The 24,896-nt window shown below is 69.5% G+C and carries 21 protein-coding genes; 9 read left to right on the top strand and 12 right to left on the bottom strand.

Annotated features, from left to right (window positions below):
- Window positions 1-63 precede the first annotated feature (63 nt).
- Complete coding sequence (locus AB0D85_RS37725) at window positions 64-912, top strand: PhzF family phenazine biosynthesis protein (RefSeq protein WP_362330624.1); 849 nt, start codon at window positions 64-66, stop codon at window positions 910-912.
- An 88-nt stretch (window positions 913-1,000) separates the two neighbouring features.
- On the opposite strand, the gene AB0D85_RS37720 is transcribed toward AB0D85_RS37725, so the two are convergent.
- Window positions 1,001-1,444: an Lrp/AsnC family transcriptional regulator gene (locus AB0D85_RS37720; RefSeq protein ID WP_362330621.1), complete on the bottom strand. Its 444-nt coding sequence runs from the start codon at window positions 1,442-1,444 to the stop codon at window positions 1,001-1,003.
- Window positions 1,445-1,598: 154 nt separating this feature from the next.
- Between AB0D85_RS37720 and AB0D85_RS37715 the strand changes: the two genes are divergently transcribed.
- From AB0D85_RS37715 to AB0D85_RS37700, 4 genes are all read left to right on the top strand, one after another.
- Window positions 1,599-2,783, top strand: a complete 1,185-nt coding sequence (locus AB0D85_RS37715) for an aminotransferase class I/II-fold pyridoxal phosphate-dependent enzyme (RefSeq protein WP_362330618.1) — start codon at window positions 1,599-1,601, stop codon at window positions 2,781-2,783.
- Window positions 2,784-3,028: 245 nt separating this feature from the next.
- Complete coding sequence (locus AB0D85_RS37710; protein ID WP_362330988.1) at window positions 3,029-4,387, top strand: amino acid permease; 1,359 nt, start codon at window positions 3,029-3,031, stop codon at window positions 4,385-4,387.
- A 34-nt stretch (window positions 4,388-4,421) separates the two neighbouring features.
- Window positions 4,422-5,741 carry an amidohydrolase family protein gene (locus tag AB0D85_RS37705; RefSeq protein ID WP_362330615.1) on the top strand — a complete coding sequence of 440 codons (1,320 nt, stop codon included), beginning with the start codon at window positions 4,422-4,424 and terminating at the stop codon, window positions 5,739-5,741.
- 81 nt (window positions 5,742-5,822) lie between these two features.
- Entirely contained in the window at window positions 5,823-6,764 is a 942-nt protein-coding gene (locus tag AB0D85_RS37700; protein WP_362330612.1) for an AraC family transcriptional regulator, read from the top strand.
- Here the strand turns inward: AB0D85_RS37700 and AB0D85_RS37695 are convergent.
- The 6 genes from AB0D85_RS37695 to AB0D85_RS37670 all read right to left on the bottom strand — a co-directional run bounded on the left by AB0D85_RS37695 (window position 6,655) and on the right by AB0D85_RS37670 (window position 12,255).
- Entirely contained in the window at window positions 6,655-7,524 is an 870-nt protein-coding gene (locus AB0D85_RS37695; RefSeq protein ID WP_362330609.1) for an aquaporin, read from the bottom strand. The two genes, AB0D85_RS37700 and AB0D85_RS37695, sit on opposite strands and share 110 nt — an antisense overlap.
- A gap of 21 nt (window positions 7,525-7,545) precedes the next feature.
- The gene (locus tag AB0D85_RS37690) at window positions 7,546-8,358 is read right to left on the bottom strand and encodes an MBL fold metallo-hydrolase (RefSeq protein WP_362330606.1); all 813 of its coding nucleotides are present in this window, start codon (window positions 8,356-8,358) and stop codon (window positions 7,546-7,548) included.
- Window positions 8,359-8,399: 41 nt separating this feature from the next.
- Window positions 8,400-9,050 (bottom strand): DsbA family protein, encoded by a 651-nt coding sequence (locus AB0D85_RS37685; protein ID WP_362330603.1) that lies wholly within the window; start codon window positions 9,048-9,050, stop codon window positions 8,400-8,402.
- A gap of 338 nt (window positions 9,051-9,388) precedes the next feature.
- Window positions 9,389-10,144: an MBL fold metallo-hydrolase gene (locus AB0D85_RS37680; protein ID WP_362330600.1), complete on the bottom strand. Its 756-nt coding sequence runs from the start codon at window positions 10,142-10,144 to the stop codon at window positions 9,389-9,391.
- Window positions 10,145-10,254: 110 nt separating this feature from the next.
- Window positions 10,255-11,301, bottom strand: a complete 1,047-nt coding sequence (locus AB0D85_RS37675; RefSeq protein ID WP_362330598.1) for a nuclear transport factor 2 family protein — start codon at window positions 11,299-11,301, stop codon at window positions 10,255-10,257.
- Window positions 11,302-11,454: 153 nt separating this feature from the next.
- Complete coding sequence (locus AB0D85_RS37670; RefSeq protein ID WP_362330595.1) at window positions 11,455-12,255, bottom strand: alpha/beta hydrolase; 801 nt, start codon at window positions 12,253-12,255, stop codon at window positions 11,455-11,457.
- 289 nt (window positions 12,256-12,544) lie between these two features.
- On the opposite strand from AB0D85_RS37670, the gene AB0D85_RS37665 reads away from it, so the two are divergent.
- Window positions 12,545-13,492, top strand: a complete 948-nt coding sequence (locus AB0D85_RS37665) for a helix-turn-helix domain-containing protein (RefSeq protein ID WP_362330592.1) — start codon at window positions 12,545-12,547, stop codon at window positions 13,490-13,492.
- 1,895 nt (window positions 13,493-15,387) lie between these two features.
- On the opposite strand, the gene AB0D85_RS37660 is transcribed toward AB0D85_RS37665, so the two are convergent.
- Together AB0D85_RS37660 and AB0D85_RS37655 are read right to left on the bottom strand one after the other, a co-directional pair.
- Window positions 15,388-16,983, bottom strand: coding sequence for a cation acetate symporter (locus AB0D85_RS37660; protein ID WP_362330589.1), 1,596 nt, complete (start codon window positions 16,981-16,983; stop codon window positions 15,388-15,390).
- Window positions 16,980-17,372, bottom strand: a complete 393-nt coding sequence (locus AB0D85_RS37655; RefSeq protein ID WP_362330586.1) for a DUF485 domain-containing protein — start codon at window positions 17,370-17,372, stop codon at window positions 16,980-16,982. The genes AB0D85_RS37660 and AB0D85_RS37655 overlap by 4 nt, the downstream gene beginning before the upstream one ends.
- Before the next feature lie 503 nt (window positions 17,373-17,875).
- Here AB0D85_RS37655 and AB0D85_RS37650 point away from each other — a divergent pair.
- The 3 genes from AB0D85_RS37650 to AB0D85_RS37640 are packed head-to-tail and all read left to right on the top strand — an operon-like array spanning window position 17,876 to window position 21,246.
- Window positions 17,876-20,248, top strand: coding sequence for a nitrate- and nitrite sensing domain-containing protein (locus tag AB0D85_RS37650; protein ID WP_362330583.1), 2,373 nt, complete (start codon window positions 17,876-17,878; stop codon window positions 20,246-20,248).
- Window positions 20,245-20,679 (top strand): roadblock/LC7 domain-containing protein, encoded by a 435-nt coding sequence (locus AB0D85_RS37645; RefSeq protein ID WP_362330580.1) that lies wholly within the window; start codon window positions 20,245-20,247, stop codon window positions 20,677-20,679. Before AB0D85_RS37650 ends, AB0D85_RS37645 begins: the two co-directional genes overlap by 4 nt.
- A 15-nt stretch (window positions 20,680-20,694) precedes the next feature.
- Window positions 20,695-21,246 (top strand): DUF742 domain-containing protein, encoded by a 552-nt coding sequence (locus tag AB0D85_RS37640; RefSeq protein WP_362330577.1) that lies wholly within the window; start codon window positions 20,695-20,697, stop codon window positions 21,244-21,246.
- A 723-nt stretch (window positions 21,247-21,969) separates the two neighbouring features.
- Here the strand turns inward: AB0D85_RS37640 and AB0D85_RS37635 are convergent.
- The 3 genes from AB0D85_RS37635 to AB0D85_RS37625 all read right to left on the bottom strand — a co-directional run bounded on the left by AB0D85_RS37635 (window position 21,970) and on the right by AB0D85_RS37625 (window position 24,883).
- On the bottom strand, window positions 21,970-22,692 hold the full coding sequence (locus tag AB0D85_RS37635; protein WP_362330573.1) for an SMI1/KNR4 family protein: 723 nt from the start codon (window positions 22,690-22,692) through the stop codon (window positions 21,970-21,972).
- A gap of 232 nt (window positions 22,693-22,924) precedes the next feature.
- Window positions 22,925-23,686, bottom strand: a complete 762-nt coding sequence (locus AB0D85_RS37630) for an SDR family NAD(P)-dependent oxidoreductase (RefSeq protein ID WP_362330571.1) — start codon at window positions 23,684-23,686, stop codon at window positions 22,925-22,927.
- A 57-nt stretch (window positions 23,687-23,743) separates the two neighbouring features.
- The gene (locus AB0D85_RS37625) at window positions 23,744-24,883 is read right to left on the bottom strand and encodes an acyl-CoA dehydrogenase family protein (RefSeq protein WP_362330568.1); all 1,140 of its coding nucleotides are present in this window, start codon (window positions 24,881-24,883) and stop codon (window positions 23,744-23,746) included.
- Window positions 24,884-24,896: the final 13 nt, after the last annotated feature.

Raw genomic sequence — 24,896 nt, 5'->3', positions numbered from 1 at the left:
ACCCGCTCGCGCCGACGGGCGGACGTACAGAGATCCGCTTCCGCCGCTACCGAAAGGCCCTCGATGACCATGCCGCGTACCCGCTCGTTCGTGCAGGTCGATGTGTTCTCCACGGCCCCTTATCGCGGCAACCCGGTCGCGGTCGTCCTGGACGGGACGGATCTGACCGACGAGGACATGCAGCGCCTGGCGCGTTGGACGAACCTGTCGGAGACCACGTTCGTCCTGCCCCCGTCGATGCCGGAGGCGGACTACCTGCTGCGGATCTTCACACCCCAGGGGGAGCTGCCGTTCGCCGGGCACCCCACCCTCGGCTCCGCGCGCGCCTGGCTGGACGGCGGCGGCATCCCCCGGCACGCCGACCGCATCGTGCAGGAGTGCGCCGCCGGCCTGGTCACCGTGCGCCGCGGCGACGACAGACTGGCCTTCGCCGCGCCACCGCGGGTCCGCGACGGCGCCCTCGACGACGCCTATCTGGACCGGATCGTGGCCGCGTTCGGCATCACGCGGGAGCGGGTCCTGGCCCACCAGTGGGTGGACAACGGCCCCGGCTGGGCCGTGATCCGGCTGGCCACCGCCAAGGAGGTCCTCGACCTCGAACCCGACCTGTCCCTCATCCCGACCGCGATGGTCGGGGCGATCGGGGCCCACCCCGAGGGATCCGAGCACCACTTCGAGATGCGCACCTTCGCCCCCGGCGCCGGTGTGCCCGAGGATCCCGCGTGCGGCAGCATGAACGCCGGCGTCGGCCAGTGGCTCACCTCCACCGGCGCCGCCCCCTCCTCCTACCGGGTTTCCCAGGGCGCGCGTGTGGGGCGGGCCGCCAGCATCGAGATCGCCGCTGATCCGGACGGTACCGTCTGGGTCAGCGGCGCCGCCGTCGTCTGTATCCGCGGCAGCATCACCATCTGACCGAGCCACCACCGGTGGGCCGGCACATGGAGCGCGGGCAGCTGCACCGCGGTCCATGTGCCGGCCCACCGGGGCCGGGACCAGGCTGTCAGGTGGTGTCGGGGGAGAGCGTCTTCATGGTGACGTAGCTGGTCACCGTGGCAACGCCGGGCAGGGCGGCCAACTGGTTGGCGTGGAAGTCCTCGTAGGCGGGCAGATCGGCGACCTCGACCTGGAGCAGGTAGTCGAAGTTGCCGGTGATGTGGTGGCAGGCGACCACCTCGGTCAGCTGGGTGATCCCGCGCTCGAACGCGACCACGTCCGCGCGGGTGTGCCGCACCAACCGCACCCCGGCGAACACGCGCAGGCCGCGGCCGACCGCGGCGGGATCGATCAGCGCCCGGTAACCGCGGATGACGCCGGCTTCCTCCAGCTGGCGCACGCGCCGCAGGCAGGGGGACGGCGACAGCCCGACCCGGGCGGCGAGCTCGTTGTTGTTGATCCGACCGTTCTGTTCAAGCACGGCCAGGATCGACCGGTCCACCTCGTCCATGGGTGGCAGTTTATTGCGCCTGGCTGTCGAGTACCACAATCCTGCGCCCGTAGTGAGCGCAATTTGCTGCCAAAGTTGCCGTGATCGGTCCAGTTCCTGGCGTCGGCCGCCGACGCTTGATGGCGTCACCCCAACGGTCCACGGAAGGGCAGCCATGCCGGGCAAGAGCACCATCACCGTCCACGCCGATCGCGAGATCGATCCCAGCCGTGCCGTGGCACCGCCCATCTACCAGACGGCGACGTTCTGGGCCGAGAACGCCGAGACGTTCGCGCAGGGCGCCGTCGAACCGCGTGGCAAGGACTTCTACACCCGCTTCGGCAACCCGAACCACGCGCAGGTCGCGGCCGTGGTCGCGGAGTTGGAGGGAACCGAGGCGGCCATGGTCACCGCGTCTGGGATGGCCGCGCTCACCACCGCCGTGCTGGCACTGGTCTCCGCGGGCGACCATGTCATCGGGCAGAAGTCCACTTACGGGGGCACGGGCTCGGTGCTGATGAACCTGCTGCCGCGGCTCGGTGTGTCGACCACGCAGGTCGACCAGACCGACCCGGAGGCGTTCGCCAAGGCACTGACCCCCCGGACCCGCCTGATCCTGGTGGAGACGCCGAGCAATCCGCTGCTGCAGATCACCGACCTGCGCGCGGTGGCGGACCTGGCCCGTGCCCACGACGTGCTGACCATGGCGGACAACACCTTCGCCACCCCGCTGAACCAGCGCCCCGCGGACCTCGGCATCGACCTGGTCTGGCACAGCGCGACCAAGTACCTCAACGGCCACTCCGACGTCTCCGCCGGAGTGATCGCCGGACCCGCCGAACTCCTGGACCGGATCTGGGACGTCGGCCTGCTCACCGGCGCCACCCTCGGCCCCATCGACGCCTGGCTGCTGCTGCGCGGCATCCGCACCCTGCCCCTGCGCGTGCCCCGGCACAACGCCAACGGCCAGGCGCTCGCCGAGGCACTGAACGAGCATCCCGCCGTGGCCAGGGTGCACTATCCCGGCCTGCCGTCCCACCCGCAGCACAAGCTGGCCGCCGACCAGATGACCGGCTTCGGCGGGGTGCTCGGCATCGAGTTCACCGGCGGCTTCGAGACCGCCGACGCCTTTCTCGGCAAGCTGCGCTACTTCCTCCGCTCGGCCAGCCTCGGCGGCGTCGAGTCCCTGGCCGTGCACCCGGCGTCCATGTGGCGCGGGATGCTCAGCGAGGACCAGATCGTCGAGTCGGTGCCGCCGGGCCTGGTCCGGCTGGCCGCGGGCACCGAGGACACCGCCGACCTGGTCACCGACGCACTCGCCGCCGCCGACGCCGTACACACCTCGACGGCGAGCGCCTGAAGCACCACCAGAGCACCGGCCGCGTGCTGCGGCGACGCCCTCTGCCCGTGCCCGCACGCGTGACCGGCGCGGGTCCGGACACCACCGGCCCTTGAGAGTCCAGCAGCTCAACGAAGAGGTGCATGTCCATGTCCCACCTGCAGAACCATCGTCTCGTCGGCCCCACACCCGCCGACGACACCGACGATGACGCGCCCCTTGGCGGCACTCCGCTCGTGCGCGGGCTCAAGCAGCGTCACCTGTCGATGATCGCCCTCGGCGGTGTCATCGGCGCGGGTCTGTTCGTCGGCTCCGGCGCCGGTATCGCGGCCGCCGGACCGTCGATCGTCCTCGCCTACGCCCTGTCCGGTGTGCTCGTCATGCTGGTGATGCGCATGCTCGGCGAGATGTCGGCGGCCAACCCGGCTTCCGGGTCGTTCTCGGTGCACGCCGAGCGGGCCATCGGGCCCTGGGCGGGCTTCACGGCGGGGTGGATGTTCTGGACGCTGCTGTGTGTGGGCGTCGGCGCCGAGGCGATCGGCGCCGCGGGCATCATGACCGGCTGGTTCCCGGGCACCGCGTCCTGGATGTGGGTCCTGCTGTTCATAGCAGTGTTCTGCGGTACGAACCTCGCGGCGGTCCGCGACTTCGGTGAGTTCGAGTTCTGGTTCGCGGCACTGAAAGTCGGTGCGATCTCGCTCTTCCTGGTGCTGGGCGGTCTCGCGATCTTCGGCGTGCTGCCCGGCACGCACGCCCCGGGTACGGCGAACCTCGCCGGGGACGGCGGCTTCCTGCCGCACGGCACGAACGGCCTGGTCGTCGGCCTGCTCGCCTCAGTGTTCGCCTACGGCGGGCTGGAGACGGTCACCATCGCCGCCGCCGAGTCCGAGAACCCGGTCCGGGGCGTCGCTATGGCGGTGCGCACCGCGATGTGGCGGATCGGCGTGTTCTACGTCGGATCGATGCTGGTCATCGTCACGCTGATCCCGTGGAGCGACCCCGCCGTCACCACCAGCGGCCCCTACGTGGCGGTCCTCGACCACCTCGACATCCCCGTCGCCGGTCAGCTCATGAACGTCATCGTGCTCGTCGCCCTGCTGTCCGCGATGAACGCCAACATCTACGGCTCCTCCCGCATGGCGTACTCCCTGATCGCCCGCGGGCAGGGTCCGAAAGCTCTCGGCAAGGTCTCCGGGGGAGTCCCGCGGCGCGCGGTGATCGCCTCGTCCGCCTTCGGCTTTGTGGCGGTGCTGCTCAGCTACTGGTGGCCGGGGACGGTCTTCGCCTGGCTGCTCAACATGGTCGGCGCGGCCGTGCTGGTGGTGTGGGGCTTCATCGCCGCCGCTCAGCTGCGGACGCGCCGCCGACTGGACCGGGAGGCGCCTGAGCACCTGGTCGTGAAGATGTGGGCTTTCCCGGTCCTGACCTGGGTGGCGCTGGCCGGAGTGGCGATGATCCTGGCCCTCATGGCCCTCATGGCCCACCAGGGCGACACCCGCGTCCAGTTGTACTTCACCGGCGGCCTGGCCCTGGCGCTCTCCCTCATCGGCTACCTGCGTCAGAAGGCCCTGACCGCCCGCGCCTATCCGCGTGGAACCGCGACGACCGCCACAAAACGGTCGTGAACGATCCGAATAAGTCTGTAAAGGAGTTCACCCGATGAAGGCGATGAAGGCAATGAAGACGATGAAGACCTTGCTCACCGGCGGCACCGTGGTCAGCATGGACCCGGCTGTCGGCGATCTCGCCCGCGGTGACGTGCTCATCGAGGACGGCGTGATCGCCGAGGTCGCCGAACGGATCGACGCACCGGACGCCGAGGTGATCGACGCGACCGACCGGATCGTCATGCCCGGCTTCGTCGACAACCACCGCCACACCTGGCAGACCGCGTTCCGGGGCGTCGGCGCGGACTGGACGTTCCCGCAGTGGGCGGTGGCCATGCACGGCACGGTCAAACCCCATTACCAGCCCGAGGACGTCTACGCGGGCACCCTCCTCGGCCGCCTGGAGGCCCTGCACTCCGGCGTGACCACGATGCTCGACTGGTACCACGTCGCACAGACCCCCGAGCACGAGGACGCGGCCGTCGCCGCGCTGCGTGACGCGCCGGGACGGTCGATCTTCTGCCTCGGCGCCGGCTGGGGCACCCCCGACCCCGTCGACGCCGCCGTCCGCCGTGTCCGCGCCGACCTGCCCGACAGCGGCATGGTCACCATGGCGTGGGGGCTGCGCGGCCCCGAGGCCACCGGCATGGACACCGTCGCCCGGGAACTGAAGCTGGCGGCCGAACTCGGTCTGCGCACCAGCCTGCACGTGGACATCGTGACCGGAGCGATCGCCGATCTGCGCGAGCACGGTCTGCTCCGGGACACCACCACCTTCGTGCACGGCAACGGGCTCAGCGACGACGAGCTGCGCATGCTCGCCGACGCCGGCAGCTCGCTGTCGATCAGCCCGGACGTCGAGCTGAAGATGGGCTTCGGCCGGCCGATGACCGGCCGGGCCCTGGCCGCCGGCCTGCGCCCGACGCTGTCCATCGACGACGTGCCCTCCGCGGGCGGCGACATGTTCTCCACCATGCGGACCGCCTTCGCTGTACAGCGCGGCCTGGACGGCGGCCTGCGCTCCCGCGACCTGCTCGCCTTCGCCACCGTCGACGCCGCCGCCTCGTGCGGGCTCGACGCCCGAACGGGCAGCATCACGCCCGGCAAGGACGCCGACATCATCCTGCTGCGCGCCGACGACCTGACCGTCTTCCCGGTCACCGGCCCGGCCGCCACCATCGTCAGCGCCGGCCACCCCGGCCTGGTGGACACCGTCCTCGTCGCCGGCCGCGTGGTCAAACGCGACGGCGCACTGGTGGACATGGACCTGCCGACGCTGCGGGCCCGGCTGGTCGCCTCACGCGACCGGATCGCGGCAGCCGCCGGCATTCCGCTCGACGGCACATGGTGTCCTCAGCCGGACCCGCAGTAGGCACGCTGCGAGTCCGAGAACGCCGGCGGCTGCCTCAGACTGGGGGACGGACAGACTTCGTTCCCCACATGGTGGCTACAGGTGACGGTGAGAAGACGACACGACGGCCCCCGCGAGATCGCGGACATCGGCTTCGCGCCCGCGGTCGGCACACAGGCAGGCGTCGAGATCATGTCGTTGGCCCAGCTGCGGGAACGTGCCGCCGTCCGCATGGGCACGGCAGGACTGGCGGTGCCGCAGCGGCCGACGTTCCACCACCTGATCACCCTCTCCGGCGGTTCCTTGTGGCACACGGTGGATTTCACCGGATACGCCCTCACGCCGGGTTCCTGGCTGTGGGTCCGGCCCGGTCAGGTGCAGCAGTGGGGTGAACTGCACGAGGCCGAGGGCACTTTGATCCTCTTCGAGCGCGATTTCCTGGATCCGGGCACGGTGGCCGCTGCGGGCGTGGACGATCCACACACCCCCGTGCTTCATGTTCCCGGTCCCGAGGAGCGCCCCGCGCTGGAGATGGCGGTGAACCATCTGGCGCTGGAGTCCCAGGCGTTGTACGGCATTTCGCTGGAAGCCCATGTGGCGGTAGAGCGCCACCTGCTGTCGGCCCTGGTCCTGCGCCTGGCACAGCGCACTGCGCCGGTCGGCAGCCCGGCTGCGGAGCCCGGGGAGACGTTCGTCAGTTTTCGTGAGGCGGTCGAACGTGACTTCACCCGCACCCGCCGCCTGGAGGACTACGCCCGAACTCTGGGCTACTCGCCACGCACCCTCTCCCGGGCCGCCCTGGCCGGTGCTGGGGTGGGGGCGAAGGAGTTCATCGACCGGCGGGTGATCCTGGAAGCCAGACGCCTGCTCGCGCACGGTGACCAGTCGGCCTCCCGTATCGCGGCACAGCTCGGCTTCACCAGCGCCACCAACTTCAGCAAGTTCTTCCATCAGCGCACCGGTCAGTCTCCGATCGCCTTCCGCGCGACCGTGCGCGGCCGCTCCGGACAGAGCGGCCGGGGAGATGTGCCCGGCACCGGGTGACCAGGGCGGTGAAGGCTGCCCCTGCGAGCGGCGCCGCCAGATAGACCCACAGAAGTGACCAGTAGCCGGGCCGGTCGGCCCAAAGAGCGGGGCCGAACTGTCGGGCGGGATTGGCGGATCCGCCGGTGAGGGGGCCGAGGCCGATGATGACCGCGGCGGTGGCGGCGGGCATGGCGAGCGGTGTCCAGCGCCTCCACCCGGGACGGGACGTCAGCAGGAGGGCCACGGCGAGGATCGCGGCGGTCGCCCCGGCCTCGGCGGCGAACACGGCGGCGGCCGGCCAGGCGGGTGCGGGCTGGACGGCGGCGTAGGCCATAGGGCCGCCGACCACCGGACCCCACACCAGGCGGGCCAGGCCGGTGCCGACCACGGAGCCGGCGAGCTGGGCCACGACGTAGGGCAGGACACGGCGGCCGGGGAAGGCCCCGGTCAGCCACAACGCCAGGGTGGTGGCCGGGTTGAGGTGACCACCGGCGCGACGGCCCCACGGGGAGGACAACGCCCCAGCGAGCGCCGCTGCGACCATCGCCGCCACGGCCGCCAGCTGGAGATGCTGGGCGGGCAGGGCCCGGCTGACGGGGGATGCCATCACCCAGCGGACGGCCGTGACCAGGACGAACAGCACGCCACCGGTGAGGGCGAACTCCATGGCGGCCGCCGCCCGGGCAGTGATGCCACCCGGGGCCGCGGGCTGCCCGATGGCGCCGGCTCCATCAGAGCCGGCGCCGTACGCCGTGTCGGTGACCCGCTGCGCGGGCACACGGGCAGAGGTGAGCACCGGTCAGCCCCAGGTCATCTCGCCGGTGGCGACCTTGGTCCCCAGGTCCAGACCCACCAGCAGGCCCAGGTCCGGGTAACGCCTGAGCATGGCGGCCTTCAGGGCCTCGGAGTCGTTGCCGCTCTCGGCCAGTTCCTCCTCGAACGCGGCGAGGTAGGTGCGGGTGTAGGCGATCGCGGACGCGTCGGTGGCGGAGTCGGCCGCGCGGTGGCCTGCGACCACGTAGCGCGGGGCGAGCCGCTCCATGCCGGCGAGGGTCTCGGCCCAGGCGGATCGCTCGCGCGGAGTAGGAGTGTCGGCGGTCCACACATGCAGGCCGGCGAAGAGCAGGACGCCGCCCACGACCGCGCGGTCCTCGGGCTGCCACAAGTACTCCGTGCGCCAGACCAGGTCCGGGTGACCGCCGCGGATTTCGAAGTCGTGGCCCTCGATGCCGATGCGGTCCCCGTCCAGCACATCGGGGATGAGCACCTCGGTGGGCAGGTTCCTGCCCAGATGCGCCCAGGTCTTCAGCTTGCCTTCCCAGCTGTCCTTGATCCGCTTCACCGTGGTGGCGGTGGCGACGATCCGCACGTCCGGGAACGCCCGGCGGATCACTTCCAGGCCGAAGTAGTAGTCGGGGTCGGAGGTGGTGACCACGACGGTGGTCAGCTCCTTGCCGCTGTCGATGATGTCCGCCAGGACCCGGTGCTGCTCGGCCACGGTGAACTGCCCGTCGACCAGCAGGGCTTCGCGCTCGCCGGTGATCAGCACGGACGCCTTGTGCAGGCCGGTGTCACCGGCCGTGTGGACGGTGTACGTCAGGGTGGACGACATGGGAGTTACTCGCCTTTCAGGGGGTGATGAGGGGGGTGGGTTCAGGCGGCCGTGGCAGTGGCCAGGTGCTGGTCCAGGGCGCGGGTGAGCGCGTCGGCCGAGGAGACCGGGCCGCCCAGACGGTCGGTGCCATGTGCGCTGTGCAGCAGCAGCGTCGGGTAGCCGTCGACGCCCAGACGGCGTACCTCGGCGAAGTCGGCCTCCGCCTGGGCACGGGAGGCGGGCGAGGCGAACGCCGCCGCCACCGCGTCAGCGTCCAGGCCCAGCTCTGCGGCGAGGTCCCGGTAGACCGCGGCGTCGGACAGGCTGCGGCCCTCGACATACCAGGCACGCTGCATCGCGGCCGCGGCGTCCAGGACGTTCACTCCCGGCTGGCTGCGCAGCGCCACCAGCCCCGCGGCGGCATCGGCGGAGTCCATCACCACGGTTCCGTCGGCCAGCGCGGCACGGTAGTCGTCGCCGAAGATGACGCCGGTCAGCTGGGCGATGCGCTCGTTGGCGCCCGGGATGTGCGGGTAGGCCGACACCGGCAGCGCACCGGAGCCGGTGAACAGGCCGCCGGAGAGCACCCGCAGCTCGATCCGGTCGGCGTTGGCCGCGGCGAACTCGTGCAAGGCCGGGCCGAAGCCGTAGCACCAGCCGCAGTAGGCGTCGAAAGCGTAGGTCAGTCGAATGCGCTCCATGGAGCTCATCACGTCTCGTCCTTTCCGGATTCCGTCACCCGGATCCCTGGCTCGGCCGGGCTGACACGCTCAAAGCTATGGTCAGACGAGGAGTTGCCTTGGATCCGCAGACGACTCCCTATGGTGAAAAACTGACAGCCGGACGAGTCGTAGCACTGGGCGGGGCGCCTTGCGCAGTCGGTCGGCCAGGACTCGCCGGCGGGCCCGACTCCAAGGAACGATCGTGCGTACCCCCATCACGATCGGCGGCGAGGGCAGATGGAGTACTGCCGCCACCGCTGACGGCGTGGACAAGGGCGCCGTAAGGTCCCGGCCAGACCTGGCGGTCCGGCCCGAGGCCCCGGCGATCACGCCGCAGGCTTTCCCCTGGTGCGCAGGCGCCCCTTGGCCACGAGGCGGTCCAGGCGTCGCTGCTCCGCGGTCGCCCAGCGGCTCACGCGTTCGGGGTCGAGGGGCGCGCCGTGGCCGACGTGGAGCGTGGTGGGTCCGAGGGCCAGCATCTCGCGCAGGCTCGCCAGGTTGCCGAGCCGGTCGTCGTGGAAGGGCGGGTTGGCGGGCCGCCCCGTGCCGAAGCCCAGGAACGGGGTGGCCACGAGGTCTCCGGCCACCAGGTCGCCGTTGTCGGTGAGGACGGAGACGGAGCCCGCGGTGTGGCCGGGCGTGGGCATGATGCGGGCCTCGACACCGAAGTCCGACAGACGTGTCTCGCCCTGGATGAGTACGTCGGGCTCGAAGCCCTCGGTGGTTGCGCGGACCCGCGAGGTGCGGGCGAAGAGCCGCCCGAACAGCCCGATGGGCAGGTACGGTTCGTTGACCCGGCCCGCTCGGTAGACGCCGAGGTCGGCGATGTGGCCGGCGATGGGTGCGCCAGTGAGCCGGCTGAGTTCTGAGGCGGAGCCGAAGTGGTCGATGTGCCCATGGGTGACGACGATCAGGCGGACGTCCTCGGGGTGGACGCCGTGGGCGGCGACCTGGTCGTGAATCAGCCGGGCGCTGCCGGGTGTTCCGGCGTCGACGATGATCGGTTGTCTGCCCAGCAGCAGGTAGGCGTTGACGGCGTGCCGACCGAGCACCGGCAGGGCGACGACCTTGGTTTCCGGCATTGACGTACTCCGTGACAGGTAAAGGGGGGCGTCGCAGGGTCACCGGGGGTGTCCTCCGCGCCTGGGGAGGGCAGGTGGCCTGCGCGGAGTGCGCAGGCCACCCGGGGCGGTCAGCTGAAGAACGGGTCGTCCACGACGTGGACCCAGCCGCCGCCGGGCTGGCGTCGCAGGATCTCGGTGGTGGTGGAGATCACCGGCTCCGGTCCGACCCCGGTGAGGGTGGCGTTGTTCGACACCAGGGCGACGTCGCCGACCTGCCGGATGTCGCGTAGTTCGAGCTTGAGGCGGGCGCCGCTGTCGACCATGTGCCGCATTGCCCCGCGGATGGCGTCCGTGCCCACCAGGTGATTCCCGGGGGTGGGGACGAAGTGGGCGTGCGGCTCGTAGAGGGACACCAAGCCCTCGACGTCGCCGGCCTCCAGGTACTCCATGAACAGGGACCCCACCTGCTGAGGCGTCTCGGCGTGGCGCCGGGCGGTGACGCCGACGGGCTTGTCGCCCCAGCCGGCCGCGGCGATCAGGTCGTACCAGCTGGGGTGGGCGCCGTAGGGGAGATGGCGGCGCAGCAGTTCGCCGGGGAAGGTGATCGGGGACGCCTTGTGGGGCTTGGCCAGGGCCTGGGTGACGATGGCGTCGCTGAGCCCGTAGGCCAGGTCCTGACGCGGGAGCAGGGCGTGCACCTCATCGGCGAGGCCGGGCGGGAGGTTCTCACGCTGGGCTCCGAGGATGTCGGTGGCGATACCCTCCTGGGACAGCGCCACCACGGTGCCCTTGCGCTCGGCGATGCCCTGCGAGGTGTGCAGGGCGATGGCGTCCCAGGCGATGGCGATGCGCCGTTCCTCGACACCGCGCTCGCGCAGGAACGCCGCCGCGGTATCGGCGCCGTCGACCTCGAAACGCTGGTCGCCGTTCCCCTCCTCACTGAGCCCGACGTCGTGCAGGACACAGGCGACGAACAGCAACTCGTCGTCGTAGTCGGTCCCGGCGCGCAGACCCTTGTTGCGGTCATGGGCGCGGGCGAAGACGTAGGAACGGACGCTGTGATCGAAGACGAAGGCGGGCGTGACCCGTGCCGCATAGGCGTAGGCGTCCCGGCTGAGGCTCGTGTCGGGGAGGTCGAGCTGTTCGAAGACGGACAGTTGTGCGTCGGTGGTCAAGGTGTGTCTCTTTCGTCGGGGCACCGGTCCGGGGCCCATCGCTACGGTGACCGGCAACGCGCTTTCGCGTGCCGGGGTATGGAGGGTGGGGCCGCACGGCTCGTGGTGCGACGGGTGATCGCCCCACGGGGGTGTGCGGCCGGGGCGCCGCGGTTACAGCTGGGCGATGAACGCGCCGATGCGGGCGGCCACTTGGTCGGGCACCTCAAGGGGCGAGAGGTGGCCGGTGTCCTTCAGGACGGTCAGCGTGGCGGTCGGGATCAGAGGCAGCAGGTGGTCGGCGAGCACGGCCGGCGGGTCGACCTTGTCGTGGCTGCCCGCGAGGACCAGCACCGGCACGTCGACGGCTGAGAGGCCGGCCGACACGTCCTGGACCAGGCCCTGGCGCGGCCACGTGAGACGGGCCTGCTCGCCGGCGCGCAGACTGTCCTCGACGACCTGCCGGCGCAGCTCGGGAGTCAGCTCGCCATGGGTCAGCACCAGTTCGACGCTCCGGAGTACCGCCTCCTGGTCGTCGTAGGCGTGGGACAACGCCTCCTGCGCCTGCTCGCTCACCCCGACCGGTGCGGGCGGCGCGGGCGCCACAAGGACGACACCCTTGAGGCCCTCGGGCTTGCGTGCGGCCAGAATCTGGGCCACTTTGCCGCCCATGGAGTGTCCGACGAGCACGTAGTCGGAGTGCCCGAGGGCGTCGATGACGTGCTGCGCGTCGTCCGCGAGCTGCTCCAGGCCGTAGGGTCCCGGCACGCCAGCGGAGTCGCCCCATCCGCGGTGGTCGTAGGCCACGAAGCCCTGCCCGGCGTCCAGACGTTGCAGCACCGGGATCCAGGTGCGCCGTGAGCCTCCCCAGTAGTGCAGGAAGACCAGCGTCGGACCGTCACCCTCGCGGACGTGGGCGTATACCTGGCCACCCTGTACGTCGAAGAAGCGGCCCGCCACATTCTGAGCAGTCATCATCAGTTCTCCTCGGGCACGGCCGGGGCTCTCGAACCGCTCCACCGGTGTGTGGAGCCGGTGCCCCGTGCTCGTATCCGATCGTGCTCCGGTGTCACCCTTCCGAGCCACGGCTCATATGCCAGTGTCCGCATCTTTTGGGCCAGGATGTTGCGGATGGGCCATCGCTTTCCGGCCGCATGCGCTGCCCTCTGAACTGGAATTTCATCCTGTTGGCGACCCTCGTGACAGAGAGCGGCGGCCCATCGGCACTCTCTGCGATAGAGGCGCTGGGCGTAATATTGCGGCCATGAACACGCACCGGGTCATGGTTCTGGCGGTAGACGGCGTGCTGCCCATGGATCTGGGAATCCCCACGCAGATCTTCAACGCCCGTCCGAACACCCCCTACGAGCTCATCGTGTGCGGGGACACCGAGGAGCCCGTGACCACCAGCGCCGGATTCACCCTGGGCCTGACCGCGGGACTCGAAGCACTCGCCGACGCGGACACGATCATCGTCCCGGGGTTCGAGGACTTCCGGCGCCCTCCGCTGCCACGGGTGAGGGCCGCGCTCAGGCTCGCCGGCCGCGCAGGAATCCGTATCGCCTCCATCTGCACCGGCGCCTTCGCCGTCGCCTCCGCCGGACTGCTCGACGACCGCACCGTCACCACCCACTGGGCCAGCGCGGACGACCTCGAAGAGCTCTACCCGCGGCTGCGCGTCGACCGGAACGTCCTCTACATCGACAACGACACGATCCTGACCTCCGCGGGCGTCACGGCCGGTATCGACCTGTGCCTGCACCTGGTCCGCAAAGACCTCGGTGCGGCCGTCGCGAACGACATCGCCCGGGAGATCGTCGCCGCCCCGCACCGTGACGGCGGACAGGCGCAATACATCCAGACCAGCCTCCCCGACCCCCAGGCCACCACGCTCGCCGACACCCGTGAGTGGGCCCTGCGCCGTCTCGAAGAAGACCTCAGCATCCCCAAGCTCGCCGACCACGCGGGCGTCTCCCCCCGCACCCTGACCCGCCTGTGGCGCCAGGAAACAGGCGTCAGCCCCCACCAATGGCTGGTGACCGCCCGCATCAACCGAGCGCGCGAGCTCCTGGAGACCACCGACCTTCAGGTGGAACAGATCGCCACCCGCTGCGGCCTCGGCAGCGGCGCCAACATGCGCGCCCGATTCCGTGACGCCATCGGCATCACGCCTACGGCCTATCGCCGCACCTTCCGGCACCAAACACCCTGAGGGCCGTGGTTGGGGCGGGGTGGTCACAGAGCCCGTCGGCGCGATGTGCATGTCCACTTCGGGCTGGGGACTGAACGCTGGGGACGCGGTCGTCTGCCCCAGGAGCGGAACCTGCCACACGGTGCTGATGAACAGGCGCCGCCGGAACTTCTCCCCGTCAAACGAGAAGTCCTCGGCGTCCGCTCCAGCGAGCTCCCTGGGAGCGGGGGTGTTGGGGGATCCGCCCTGGCCTCGTCTGGTGGTCGCCCGGACGGGCCGTTCGTCGCGAGGGTCGGCACCGCACCGGAACACCGGTGGACTGGGCCGCAGCGGCCGGCCTGGCCCCCACGGCCGACTGCTGGTCGGGCTTCCGCTGGAGCTGGCCACTCAGGCCCCCGTGAGGGCTCACCCGGCTCGCACAGTTGACCTGCCCCTGGACAGCGCAGCAGGAGCACGGAGCACCTCGCCCGCAGCCTTGTGCAGCGCGCGGTGTGCTGTCTGACCAGCGCCGGACTGATCAGCCACACACTCCATAACCCTGCCGGGCAACCCGCCCACGTGAGCATCACTCTTCTCTCCCGGCCTCCCGAGGACTGCCGGAACACGACAGCGACTGGTTCAACAGGGAAGCCAGCCGCCGGGTGGCCCTTGTGGCCTGCGCGGGCGCCGCCAGCCGTGGCCGGGCCGGTACCGGGATCAGTATCTGCGTCGTTGTCCAGGTGCACCGTCACCCACTGCGACTCCGGCAGCAGCCGTATGGCGGTGGATCGTCGCAGTTGGTCTCCGTCCTGGTCAGACCCGGCCAGGCAAGGGGCCGCAAGATCCACCTGCTTGCTGCGGCCGAGCACACCTCGGGCCTGGTCCTGGACCAACTCGACGTCAGCGTCACCTGCGACGCCCTGTACATCCAGCGAGAGCACGTCGAGCGACGTGGTGGAAGCCGCGCCGAGCGCCGCGCTGACACCGCAGGTACTCCACCTCGGCCGGCGGCGCCACCTCTCCCGGCGGGTATGTTCCCGTCGGCGAGAGTGCGTGTCTCAATCGCATCAACCACCCAGCGGCTCAGGCCAGTTGATCGTGCAGCGGCAACTGGCGACACCAGGAGCAACGCGGTGTTCGTCGCGGTCGGGTCGGACGGGAAGGTCATAGGTTGCGGGGGTAGTCGTCGGGGTGCCAACCCACCATGACACAGGGAAGGGCTTCTCGGCGTCGTGGCGGCCGACGAACCTGCCGAGGCTCAGACCTCCGAGGTGGCCCGGATGGCATTCCTGAAGAGCTCTCTATGCGTAGGTCCGGGAAGTAATAGGTCGGCTCTCCGTCGCTAGGGACTTCGTGGATCTATTTTCCAGGATAAATCCAGTCTCCGACAGTGGAGTTGGTTGCAGCGGTGGGGATTGGAGCGCGCGCTGACAGCGAGGCGGCGCCGAAGCGGGTGGCTCGGTCGGCTGCGGGACCGAAACTCCGACACGAACGTCTACTCTGCGCTGTGGGAGCTGTGTCCGCACGAGATGCAGCTCGGTCCGGTCGCAGTGCGGAGTTTGAGCAGCAAGGCGGGACGGGTGCCCACAAGTCCGACTTCCTGGTTACTCGCGGCAACGAGCTGTTCGTCGTCGAGGCGATCTGGAGGGCGCAGAAGTGGGGCAGTGGGGCTCTCTCGCGCCCGACGCAGTCGAGCGATGCCATCGATCGCTCACCAAGTCCGAACTTCTCTCGCTGAAGCCACGGGGCCAGACCGAAGGTATCGAAGCGGAACCGCACGCCGGCATCGTGTGCTCGGCGTGCCGCCGGAGCGCGCAACGCGTGGCAGCGGTGCGGGGGTAGGGGACCTGTTCATGGAAGCGCCCTCCGCGCCAAGGGGCTCGGAGGGTCTCTGAAGGGTGAAGGCCGGTAAGCCCTGCAGGTCCTGCTGCGATCGGCTACAGCCGGGCGCCGATTCCGGTCAGCGCTCGGACCTCCATCTCTGCCTGCTTGTCAGGATCCGCCGGGTGTCTGCTGAACACGGTGCCGAGGTATCCGCACAGGAACGAGAGCGGAATCGACACGACGCCGGGATTCATGAGCGGGAAGAAGTGGAAGTCGACGCTCTTGATGATCGACGTGGGGGTACCCGAGACCGCCGGCGAGAAGACGATGAGCGTGAGGCAGGACACCAGACCGCCGTAAATGCTCCACAGCGTTCCCGAGGTGTTGAAGCGTTTCCAGTACAGCGTGTAGAGCATCGTGGGCAAGTTGGCGGAGGCGGCGAGTGCCAGGGCCAGCGACACGAGGAACGCGACGTTCTGGCCGTCGGCCACGATGCCGCCGATGATGGCCAGGAAACCGATCACGACCGCTGTCAGTCGGGCCACCCGGATCTCTGACCGGGGATCGGCCTTGCCCTGCCGTATCACGTTGGCGTAGACGTCATGGGCGAAGGAAGCCGAAGCCGCCAGGGTCAGACCGGCCACGACCGCCAGGATCGTCGCGAAGGCCACCGCCGAGACCACGCCCAGGAGTACGACTCCACCGATGCGGAAGGCGAGCAGGGGCGCCGCCGAGTTCTCCCCGCCGGGGGCGTGGACGATCGCGTCGGAACCGACCAGAGCGGTGGCTCCGTAACCGACTACCAGGATTCCCAGGTAGAACGTGAACATCGACCAGGAGCACCACACCACCGACCTGCGCGCCTCCTTGGCGTCGGGCACGGTGTAGAAGCGCATCAGCACGTGCGGCAGGCTGGAGATACCGAGGACCAGGGCGAGGGCCAACGACACGAAATCGAGCTGGCTCGTCGCGTTCTGGCCGTAAAGGCTGCCCGGATTGAGCAGTCGCTCACCCAACGGGCTGTTCTGCGTGGCCTGGTGCAGAAGCGCCGAGAAGCTGAATCCGAACTTGCCGATGATGAATACGCTCATGAAGGTCACGCAGACCAGGAGCAGACCGGCTTTGATGATCTGCACCCAGGTCGTGCCCTTCATGCCGCCCACCAGCACATAGAGGAGCATGACGACGCCCACGCCGCTGATGAGGAGAGCCTGCCCGCCCCTGGTGTGCACGTCCAGCAGCAACGCGATCAGCCCGCCCGCGCCGGCCATCTGGGCGAGCATGTAGAAGAACGTGATCACCAGGGTGGCGTTGGCCGCCGCAGCCCGCACCGGGCGCTGCCTCATGCGGAAGGCCATCACGTCACCCACGGTGAACCGCCCGGTGTTGCGCAGCCGCTCACCGATGAGCAGGAGAGCGACCAGCCAGGCGACGAGCCATCCGACGGAGTAGAGGAATCCGTCGTAACCATGGACGGCGATCGCCCCGGAGATTCCCAGGAAGGAAGCCGCGGAGAGGAAGTCCCCGGACATCGCGATGCCGTTCTGCACACCGGTGAAGGCGCCGCCGGCGGCGTAGTAGTCGGATGCCGTCTGGTTTCTGTTGGTGACCCTGTAGACGATGAACAGTGTGATGGCGACGAATATCAGGAACACGCTCAGATTGAGCATGGGGCTGCCGGTCGCGCCGGCGGCAATCTGCCGTGTCATTCCTTTTCGACTCCCGCCAGTTCGTGGATCCGGTCCACTTCCGGATCAAGCTTCTTCCCGGCGAAGCGCCGGTAAGCCAGGACGATCATGATCGTGGACACGAACTGCATCAGGCCGAGGACGGTACCCATGTTGATCTCGCCCGCGATCTTGCGGCCCATGAACCCGTGGGCGTAGGCGGAAAGCAGAGCGAACGTCATGTACCAGAGGAAGAAGAGCGCGCTCATCGGGAAGACGAACAACCGCAGCCGTCTGCGCAGCCGGGTGAACTCCTCGCTCTGCTGAATCTCGGAGTAGTCGGGCTCGCCGTCGCGACGGGGGTCGTTGAACTCCCGTCGGGCAGGCCGCTCGGACAATTCGGAGGTGGGCGACCCCGCCGGTCTGGTCACGTTCCTCTTCCTGGGGATTCGGGCAGGAGGGCACACATGTGCCCCTGCGGCGAGCGAGACCATTCAATGCCCCGAGTGGTCGCGAACCGAAGGCGACTTGATCCTTTCTTTGCTCACCGTTCACCGAACTGAGTCATGAGTGCACGATGTGATCGACCGGCCCACCGAATATGGAGAACATGTGCGTAACAGGTTGGTTCGCCCTGGCCCGGGACGGGGAGCCGCATTGTTGCCGTTAGCCTCGCTGTTCTAAACTCACCTGGGTTCCACAGCGCTTGGTGGGTGGGCACCCGACGCCCGGGATCGGTTCGCAGCCGGGAACTGGGAGATGGAACAGTTTTTGAAATGCGGGCGTCCCCGTTGTGCTCAGGTGAAAACCCGGGAGAAAACAGCATCGTGACTGGTACGTGCGAGCAAACAGTTCCCCATACGGAGCTCATATCGTGACCGCGGCCAGGCATGCGGTCACACGGCCGGCACAGCCGTCGCGGTGGGCTTCGCTCGTGCAGTGGCGCAACTGGCGGCTGCTGGTGAAGCTGGCGGCGGTGCTGGTCGTACCCGCCCTGCTCGCCGTCGGCCTGGGCGTCGTGCAGATCCATGACGACGTCACCCGCGCCAACTCCTACGCGGACCTGCAACGCCTGGTCACCATGCGCGGTGAGCTGCGGACTCTGCTGGACGCCCTGCAGATGGAACGCACGATGTCCGTCGAACGACTCAGTGCCGAGGCTGCCCACGCCGCGGACGACACCGCCGATCTGCGGCAGCAGCAGCGGAGCGTCGACAGCGCCCGGACCACCGTCGCCCACACCAGGAAGCTGGACGTCGTCCTCGCGGGCGTTGCGGCGAATCGTTACCGCGACGCCGTCGGCCTCCTGGACCGCCTGCCCGCCCTGCGCACCCAGGCCACGTCCGGCAGCATCGGTTCCTGGACCGCGCTCAACGACTACGGCACGATCATCACGGGGCTGCTCCATCTGGACCAGGCGCTGGTCAGCAGGTTCGACACCCCCCAACTCACCAGGTCCGCGACCGCGTTGTACGAACTGGAGGCGGTCGAGGAGCAGGTCCACCTCGAACACGCGATTCTGCTCCAGGCAGCCGGCCGGAGCCATCCGATGACCCCGACGCTCATGAAGGCGCTGCAAGAGGCCGACATACGACTGCGGGACAGGCTCGGTGACTTCCAGGCACTGGCCACCGCCACGGAGCTGAGCGAATATCAGCGGACGGTCACCGGCCCCGCCGTCAGCCGGCGTGCGAAGGTGGTGAGCACCGTGCTGGCCGCGCCCTTCGCATCCGGCGCCCAGAAGAACACCACCACGTCGCTGCCGACCTCGGTCGACAAGTGGAACGGCGATTCGGAGACCACCGGGACGCTGATCGACAAGGTGTCGGACGGATTCCTCCACAAGCTGCGCACATCGTCGGCCCAGCTCCAGGACCGGACGAGCAACCAGGCGGGCCTGGCGTCCGTCATCCTCTTCGCCGTGCTCCTGCTCGCCCTCGCCATCGGTCTAGGCATCGGCCGGCATCTGCTGCGGTCGCTGACCGTCCTGCGCTCGACGGCACTCGAGGTGGCGGAACACCGGCTGCCCGCCGCGGTCGAGAGCATGCGCGAGGGCCGGAAGGCGAACACCGTGGTCGACGCCGTACCGGTCCACACCACAGAGGAGTTCGGTCAGCTCGCCAGGGCGTTCGACACGATGCACGCCCAGGCCGTGCGACTGGCGGCGGAGCAGGCCGCACTGCGCGGTGACCTCAGGAACACCCTGGTCAACCTCTCCCGGCGCAGCCAGAGCCTGGTGGACCGGCTGCTGCTGCTGATGGAACAGCTGGAGCGGCACGAAGAGGACCCGGAGCAGCTGGCCAGCCTCTTCACGCTCGATCACCTGGCGACGCGGATGCGGCGCAACAACGAGAACATGATGGTCCTGTGCGGGAGCACCCTGGTGCGCTCCTCCCACAGCGCGGTGCTCGACACCGTGCTCAGGGGTGCCGTCTCCGAGATCGAGCACTATCAGCGCGTGCACGTCCAGCCCGGTCCTCCCGTCGAGGTGATCGGGTATGTGGCCGGTGACCTGGTGCGGCTCATCGCCGAACTGCTCGACAACGCCACCGCGTTCTCCCCGCCGCACACCCGGGTGGTCATCGGCGGCACCCGGCAGTCCGACGGCTCGCTGCTGATCGAGATCCAGGACGGGGGGATCGGGATGAGCGAGCGCGACCTGGCCACGGCCAACCGGCGGGTGGCGACGGCCGCCGCCACGGATACGCCCGCGTCCAGGCAGCTGGGGCTGCTCGTCGTCGGCCGCCTGGCCGGCCGGCACGGCATCGCCGTCGACCTGAGCGCGCAACCGGGTGTCCCGGGACTGCGGGCTAGTGTGCTGGTACCGGCCAAGTTGGTCACGGCGCAGGCGCCGGCCCGCACGGACCAGCCGGGCACCATGGCCGAACGCCCTGGCGCCCCGCTTCCGACGCGGACGCGCGACGGCCGCACGGACGGCGGCCAGGCCGAGGGCGGCCGGACGAACGGCGCTGACGCGGCGTCGCGCCCGCCGCAGCGGCCGTTCGCCCTCACCGCATCGGCAACGGTGGCCCGTAGTGCCGGGAACAGCATGGAGGCACCGGCGCCACGGGCCGCGGAGGAGCCTGACCGGTCGGCAGGCGTCACCCAGGCCGGGTTGCCCAAGAGGGTTCCGCGTACGCGATCCGCCCCGGCCCGAAGCGAGCGGTCCGCCCCGGGGGACGAAGCAGCTGCGAGCCAGCAGGCCAGCCGCACCCACAGCTTCCTCAGCAGCTACCAGTCGGGCATCCGTCGGGCACAGCCCGACCAGACGCACAATCCATCGGCGACGGGCAGGAAGAATCCATGACATCAACCCACTCCACGGAGGTGAGCCAGTTCGGATGGCTGGTCACCAACTTCACGGAGCGAGTGCCCGATGTGGCGCACGCTGTGGTGATCTCGGCCGACGGGCTGCTGCTCACCGCGTCGGACCAGCTGGCGGACGATCGTGCCGAGCAGCTCTCCACCGTTGCGGCGGGTGCCATCAGCCTGATCCAGGCCGCTGCCGACTGTATGGACACCGGGAACGCGCTGCGTACGGTGATCCAGATGGAGCACGGCAACATGCTGATGATGTCGATCCGTGACGGCTCGTGTCTGGTGGCCCTGGCGGCTCCGGACTGCGAGATCGGTCAGATCGCCTATGAGATGACCGTGCTCGTCGACCAGGTCGGCGAGATGCTGACTCCGGAACTCCGTACCGAGTTGCAGCTGTTCCAGCAGACTGCGTCCCGATAGCCCGACGGAGAGAACATGAGCACCGGTGAAGGCCCGTCCGGCTCTGGAAGAGATCAGCAGGCGGAGGACGAACAGACCTTCGCCGACGTGCTCAACGCGTTCAGTTTCGGCACCGGACGACGGAGGCGGAAGTCCGCCGGCACGCGTGGCGCGCCTCAGGACACGACCTACGACGACAGCGACGAAGCCGCCCTGCCGTCCGCCCCCGAGCCGAACGAGGAGCCGGAGGCACCGGCGTCCTTCGTCCGCGGCTACGCGTGGACGGCCGGCCGGACCAGGTCGCACCATCACTTCGCGGTCGAGACCCTGGTCACTGCCGCCGGTCCAGGCGGTGTCCCCGGCGTTGGCACGCAGTGGGACCGTGCGGTGCTCGATCTGTGCCGGGAACCGCGGTCGGTGGCCGAGGTGGCGGCGCTCATCGGGGTGCCGCTCGGGGTGACCAAGGTCCTCCTCGGTGACATGACCGATCGCGGGATGATCGTCGTCCACGAGGCGGCGACCGATGCCGGCGACGCCCCAACCACGGCACTGATGGAGAGGGTGCTGATCGGACTGCGTCAGCTCTGACAGGATCCGTGTCCGGCCGGGGGTGCCCGGAAGGTCCCCATCGTCTTCGATCGGGCACGGTGCCCGTCGCTGCTGACCCTCAGCGATGTCTACTCACCGGCTACCACGCCGCGTACATGGGCCGGGTCGAGGCGGGTAAGACGGTCACCGTCACACGTCTCGACCGACATCCACGCGTCCACAACGCCTACGGCAGCCGACCAGGTCGCACACGCGGCGTCGCCTGAGGAGGAAACCGCCAGCAGGTCCTCCACCCAGGTCCTGTGCGACGTCGTACGGAACGGTCGCCGGGATGGCACCAAGGAGCTGATCGCCCTGGCCGAGGGGCTACGGGAATCCAGCGAGTCGTGGGCGGACCTGCTGCGCGACTGCCGTCGGCGCGCAGGCCACTCGGATCATCCCGGGTTGGCCGGCATCCTGGATCGGCCGGCTCTCCGAGCAGATCCGGGAGGCGGATGCTCGTCTTGCCCGGCTCGTGCAATGGCACGCCCCGCAGCTGCTCGACGTGGTGGGGATCGGTCCGGACACGGCGGTCGCCCTGCTGATCACGGTGGGGGACAACCCGGAACGGCTGAACAGCGAGGCGTCCTTTGCCGCGCTGTGCACCCGTGTGCGCGTCGGCTCGCGCACCCAGGACTACTGCGAGCGGCGGATCAAGGGGGGCAGGGCATGCACCTGGTCAGACAGCTACAGCCAGACCCCGTTCATAGGGGCTGTGCGATTTCAGCGGACCCAGGGGCCTGGGAGATCGTCATGGATGGCCTCAAGATCGGAAGTCGTGCGCCCGCGCGCGTGAATCCAGGACTGATCCTGAAGGCCATCCCGGCGAATCAACCGGCTGGGAGCCGCATACCAGCGCAGCGGTGAGTCGTCCTCGCTCGCCCACATCGGATGGTCGGGCAGACCGACCCGGGCATACCGGGCGTGGAGATCCCGCATCAGCGCGTCAGGCAACTCACAGGCGTCATAGAGGTTGTCCGCCGCGAAGAGCGACTCGCTCAGCACCAACTCGACCCAGGCCAGGGACATCCGATCGAGAAAGGGAACCCAGCCCTGACGTGATTCCACCACCACCGCTGGATCCTCCTGCTCGACCTGGCTCAGAGGGATTCCCCAGAAGGCGCAGTCGTGGTTCTCGCGACGGAAGACCAGGACACCGCCCAAGGCGTGATCGACGTAAAGGCCAGAAGGCCTGACCAGCGGGTCCTGCTGCCGGGTCAGGTCGTCCCGGCGGCCGAAGAGCGCATACCCCTCACGCAAAGCGGCCGGCAGCTCGAAGCCCATGTCGGCCTCCGCTGCCGCCAGTTCGTCAGCGGTGCAGCCGTCTTCCGGCTCCAGCGGACGGCCCATCCACGCGTCGGCGAACCAGCGCACGAACTCCCAGGCATGGGAGCGAGCACGCACTCCGCCTCGCAGCATCACCGCCACATCAGGACCGTCCAGCATGCCGAGGACGCTACCTCCTTCCTCAACCGTCCGACGCGCAGCCCCTTTTCTCCGTCAGGGACTTCCCCAGGTCTTCATGGAACTCCGGGTCGACCACCATGCCCGCCGCGTGGTGATGCGAGCGGGCAACGGTCGAATCGACACTGACCAGACGGAGATCGGCGTCGTTGCGGGCCGCCGCCTAGGCGATCAGCGGGTCCCCGAGGTCTGGAACCCGCACCGTTGAAGCTCTCTACCGGACACCCATCCGGAGAGCGCCGTCCATGCGGATGGTCTCGCCGTTCAGGTAGTCGTGTTCCGTGATCATGAGGACCAGGCGGGCGAACTCGGCAGGCTGGGCGAGGCGTTGGGGGAAGGGGACGCTCGCGGCGAGGCCGGCGCGGACGTCCTCGGTGAAGCCGGCCATCATCGGAGTGTCGACGATGCCCGGGGCGATCGTGACCACGCGGATGCCGTACCGGGCCAGGTCGCGCGCGGCGGTCAGGGTCATGCCGGCGACGCCGGCTTTGGAGGCGGAGTAGGCGATCTGGCCGGTCTGGCCCTCGAACGCGGCGATGGAGGCTGTGTTGACGACGACTCCGCGCTGCCCGTTCTCGTCCGGCTCGTGTCGGGCGATGGCCTCGGCGGCCAGGCGCAGGACGTTGAAGGTGCCCAGGAGGTTGACCTTCAGGACGGTGTGGAACAGGTCCAGGTCGTGCGGACCGGAACGGCCCAGGATGCGGGCGGACGGTGCGATGCCGGCGCAGTTGACGGCGAGCCGCAGTGTCGTGCCGTCGGCTTCGATACGGGCCAGGGCTGCACGGATCGGCGCCTCCTCGGTGACGTCCGCCGGGATCAGGGTGACATCGGCGGGCTGCGGGCCCGCGGTTGCCACGGCCTTGTCCAGGTCCAGGCCGTAGACGATGGCACCTTGTTCGGCGAGGGCGGCGGCGGTCGCGGCGCCCAGGCCCGAGGCGGCGCCGGTGACCAGCGCGGCGGATCCGGCGATGTGCATGCTGCTCCTCAGATGAACGACGTTTCGGCAGTGGGTCGTTGACGGGCCGGCGGCGCTTCAGCGGGCGAGATGGCGGCTGATGACCAGCCGCTGGATCTGGTTCGTTCCCTCGAAGATCTGCATGATCTTCGCCTCGCGCATGTAGCGCTCGACGGGGAAGTCCCGGGTGTAGCCATAGCCGCCCAGCACCTGGACGGCGTCGGTGGTCACCTTCATCGCGGCGTCCGTGGCCACCAGTTTGGCCACGCTGGCCTGCCTGCTGAAGGGGCGGCCCAGGTCACGGCGCCGGGCGGCGTCGAGGTAGGTGGCGCGGGCGGAATCGACCGCCGCGGCCATGTCGGCGAGCAGGAAGCCGAGTCCTTGATGGTCGACGATCTTCCGGCCGAAGGCGGTGCGCTCGTTGGCGTAGGCGACGGCTGTGTCCAGAGCGGACTGAGCGAGCCCGGTGGCGCAGGCGGCGATGCCGAGTCGGCCGCTGTCCAGGGCGCTGAACGCGATCTCCAGGCCCTGTCCCTCGGTACCGATGAGCCGGTCGGCGTCGATGACCGCGCCGTCCCACGTGGCCGAGGTGGTGGGGATGGCGTGCAGTCCCATCTTGCGTTCAGGACGGCCGAAGCCGAGGCCCTCCGTGGTGCCGGGGGCGAGGAAGCAGGAGATGCCGTGGTTTCCCGGCCCGGTGCGAGCGAAGAGAGCGTAGAAGTCGGCCCGGCCGCCGTGGGTGATCCATGCCTTGGTCCCGGTGATGCGATATCCGTCCGCCACGCGTTCCGCCTTGCAGGCCAGCGCCGCCGCGTCCGAACCGGCTTGCGGCTCGGACAGGCTGTAGCCACCGAGGAGCTCTCCGCCGAGCATGCCGGGTAGCCACCGTTCCCGCTGGGTGGCGGTGCCGAAGGCGTGCAGCGGGTGGCAGGCGAGGGTGTGGACGCTGGTCGCGACGGCGACGGCGGCCCATTGACTCGCCAGCTCCTCCAGGACCTGCAGATACACCTCGTACGGCTGTCCGCCGCCGCCGTGCTCCTCCGGGTAGGGGAGCCCCAGCAGCCCGGCCCTGCCCAGCACGCCGAACAACCCCTCGGGGTAGCTCTCGTCCGCCTCGTGCTGCTCGACCCGCTTGCCGAGTTCCCTCTCGGCGACCTCGCGGGTCAGGGCGATCAGGTCCTCGGCCTCCTGGGTGGGAAGCATGCGGTCGACGTTCATCGCGGCTCCAAGC

It is taken from the genome of Streptomyces sp. NPDC048277 (assembly GCF_040652235.1).
Lineage (GTDB): Bacteria > Actinomycetota > Actinomycetes > Streptomycetales > Streptomycetaceae > Streptomyces.
The sequence above is the reverse complement of the archived record's forward strand: the minus strand, read 5'-3'. Positions and strand labels throughout refer to the sequence as shown.

Bases quoted from the DNA above. Each gene is read 5' to 3' on its own strand.
- AB0D85_RS37725 (WP_362330624.1), top strand. From the start codon at position 64: ATGACCATGCCGCGTACCCGCTCGTTCGTGCAGGTCGATGTGTTCTCC.
- AB0D85_RS37720 (WP_362330621.1), bottom strand. From the start codon at position 1,444: ATGGACGAGGTGGACCGGTCGATCCTGGCCGTGCTTGAACAGAACGGT.
- AB0D85_RS37715 (WP_362330618.1), top strand. From the start codon at position 1,599: ATGCCGGGCAAGAGCACCATCACCGTCCACGCCGATCGCGAGATCGAT.
- AB0D85_RS37710 (WP_362330988.1), top strand. From the start codon at position 3,029: ATGATCGCCCTCGGCGGTGTCATCGGCGCGGGTCTGTTCGTCGGCTCC.
- AB0D85_RS37705 (WP_362330615.1), top strand. From the start codon at position 4,422: ATGAAGGCGATGAAGGCAATGAAGACGATGAAGACCTTGCTCACCGGC.
- AB0D85_RS37690 (WP_362330606.1), bottom strand. From the start codon at position 8,358: ATGTCGTCCACCCTGACGTACACCGTCCACACGGCCGGTGACACCGGC.
- AB0D85_RS37685 (WP_362330603.1), bottom strand. From the start codon at position 9,050: ATGAGCTCCATGGAGCGCATTCGACTGACCTACGCTTTCGACGCCTAC.
- AB0D85_RS37680 (WP_362330600.1), bottom strand. From the start codon at position 10,144: ATGCCGGAAACCAAGGTCGTCGCCCTGCCGGTGCTCGGTCGGCACGCC.
- AB0D85_RS37670 (WP_362330595.1), bottom strand. From the start codon at position 12,255: ATGACTGCTCAGAATGTGGCGGGCCGCTTCTTCGACGTACAGGGTGGC.
- AB0D85_RS37665 (WP_362330592.1), top strand. From the start codon at position 12,545: ATGAACACGCACCGGGTCATGGTTCTGGCGGTAGACGGCGTGCTGCCC.
- AB0D85_RS37660 (WP_362330589.1), bottom strand. From the start codon at position 16,983: ATGACACGGCAGATTGCCGCCGGCGCGACCGGCAGCCCCATGCTCAAT.
- AB0D85_RS37645 (WP_362330580.1), top strand. From the start codon at position 20,245: ATGACATCAACCCACTCCACGGAGGTGAGCCAGTTCGGATGGCTGGTC.
- AB0D85_RS37640 (WP_362330577.1), top strand. From the start codon at position 20,695: ATGAGCACCGGTGAAGGCCCGTCCGGCTCTGGAAGAGATCAGCAGGCG.
- AB0D85_RS37635 (WP_362330573.1), bottom strand. From the start codon at position 22,692: ATGCTGGACGGTCCTGATGTGGCGGTGATGCTGCGAGGCGGAGTGCGT.
- AB0D85_RS37630 (WP_362330571.1), bottom strand. From the start codon at position 23,686: ATGCACATCGCCGGATCCGCCGCGCTGGTCACCGGCGCCGCCTCGGGC.
- AB0D85_RS37625 (WP_362330568.1), bottom strand. From the start codon at position 24,883: ATGAACGTCGACCGCATGCTTCCCACCCAGGAGGCCGAGGACCTGATC.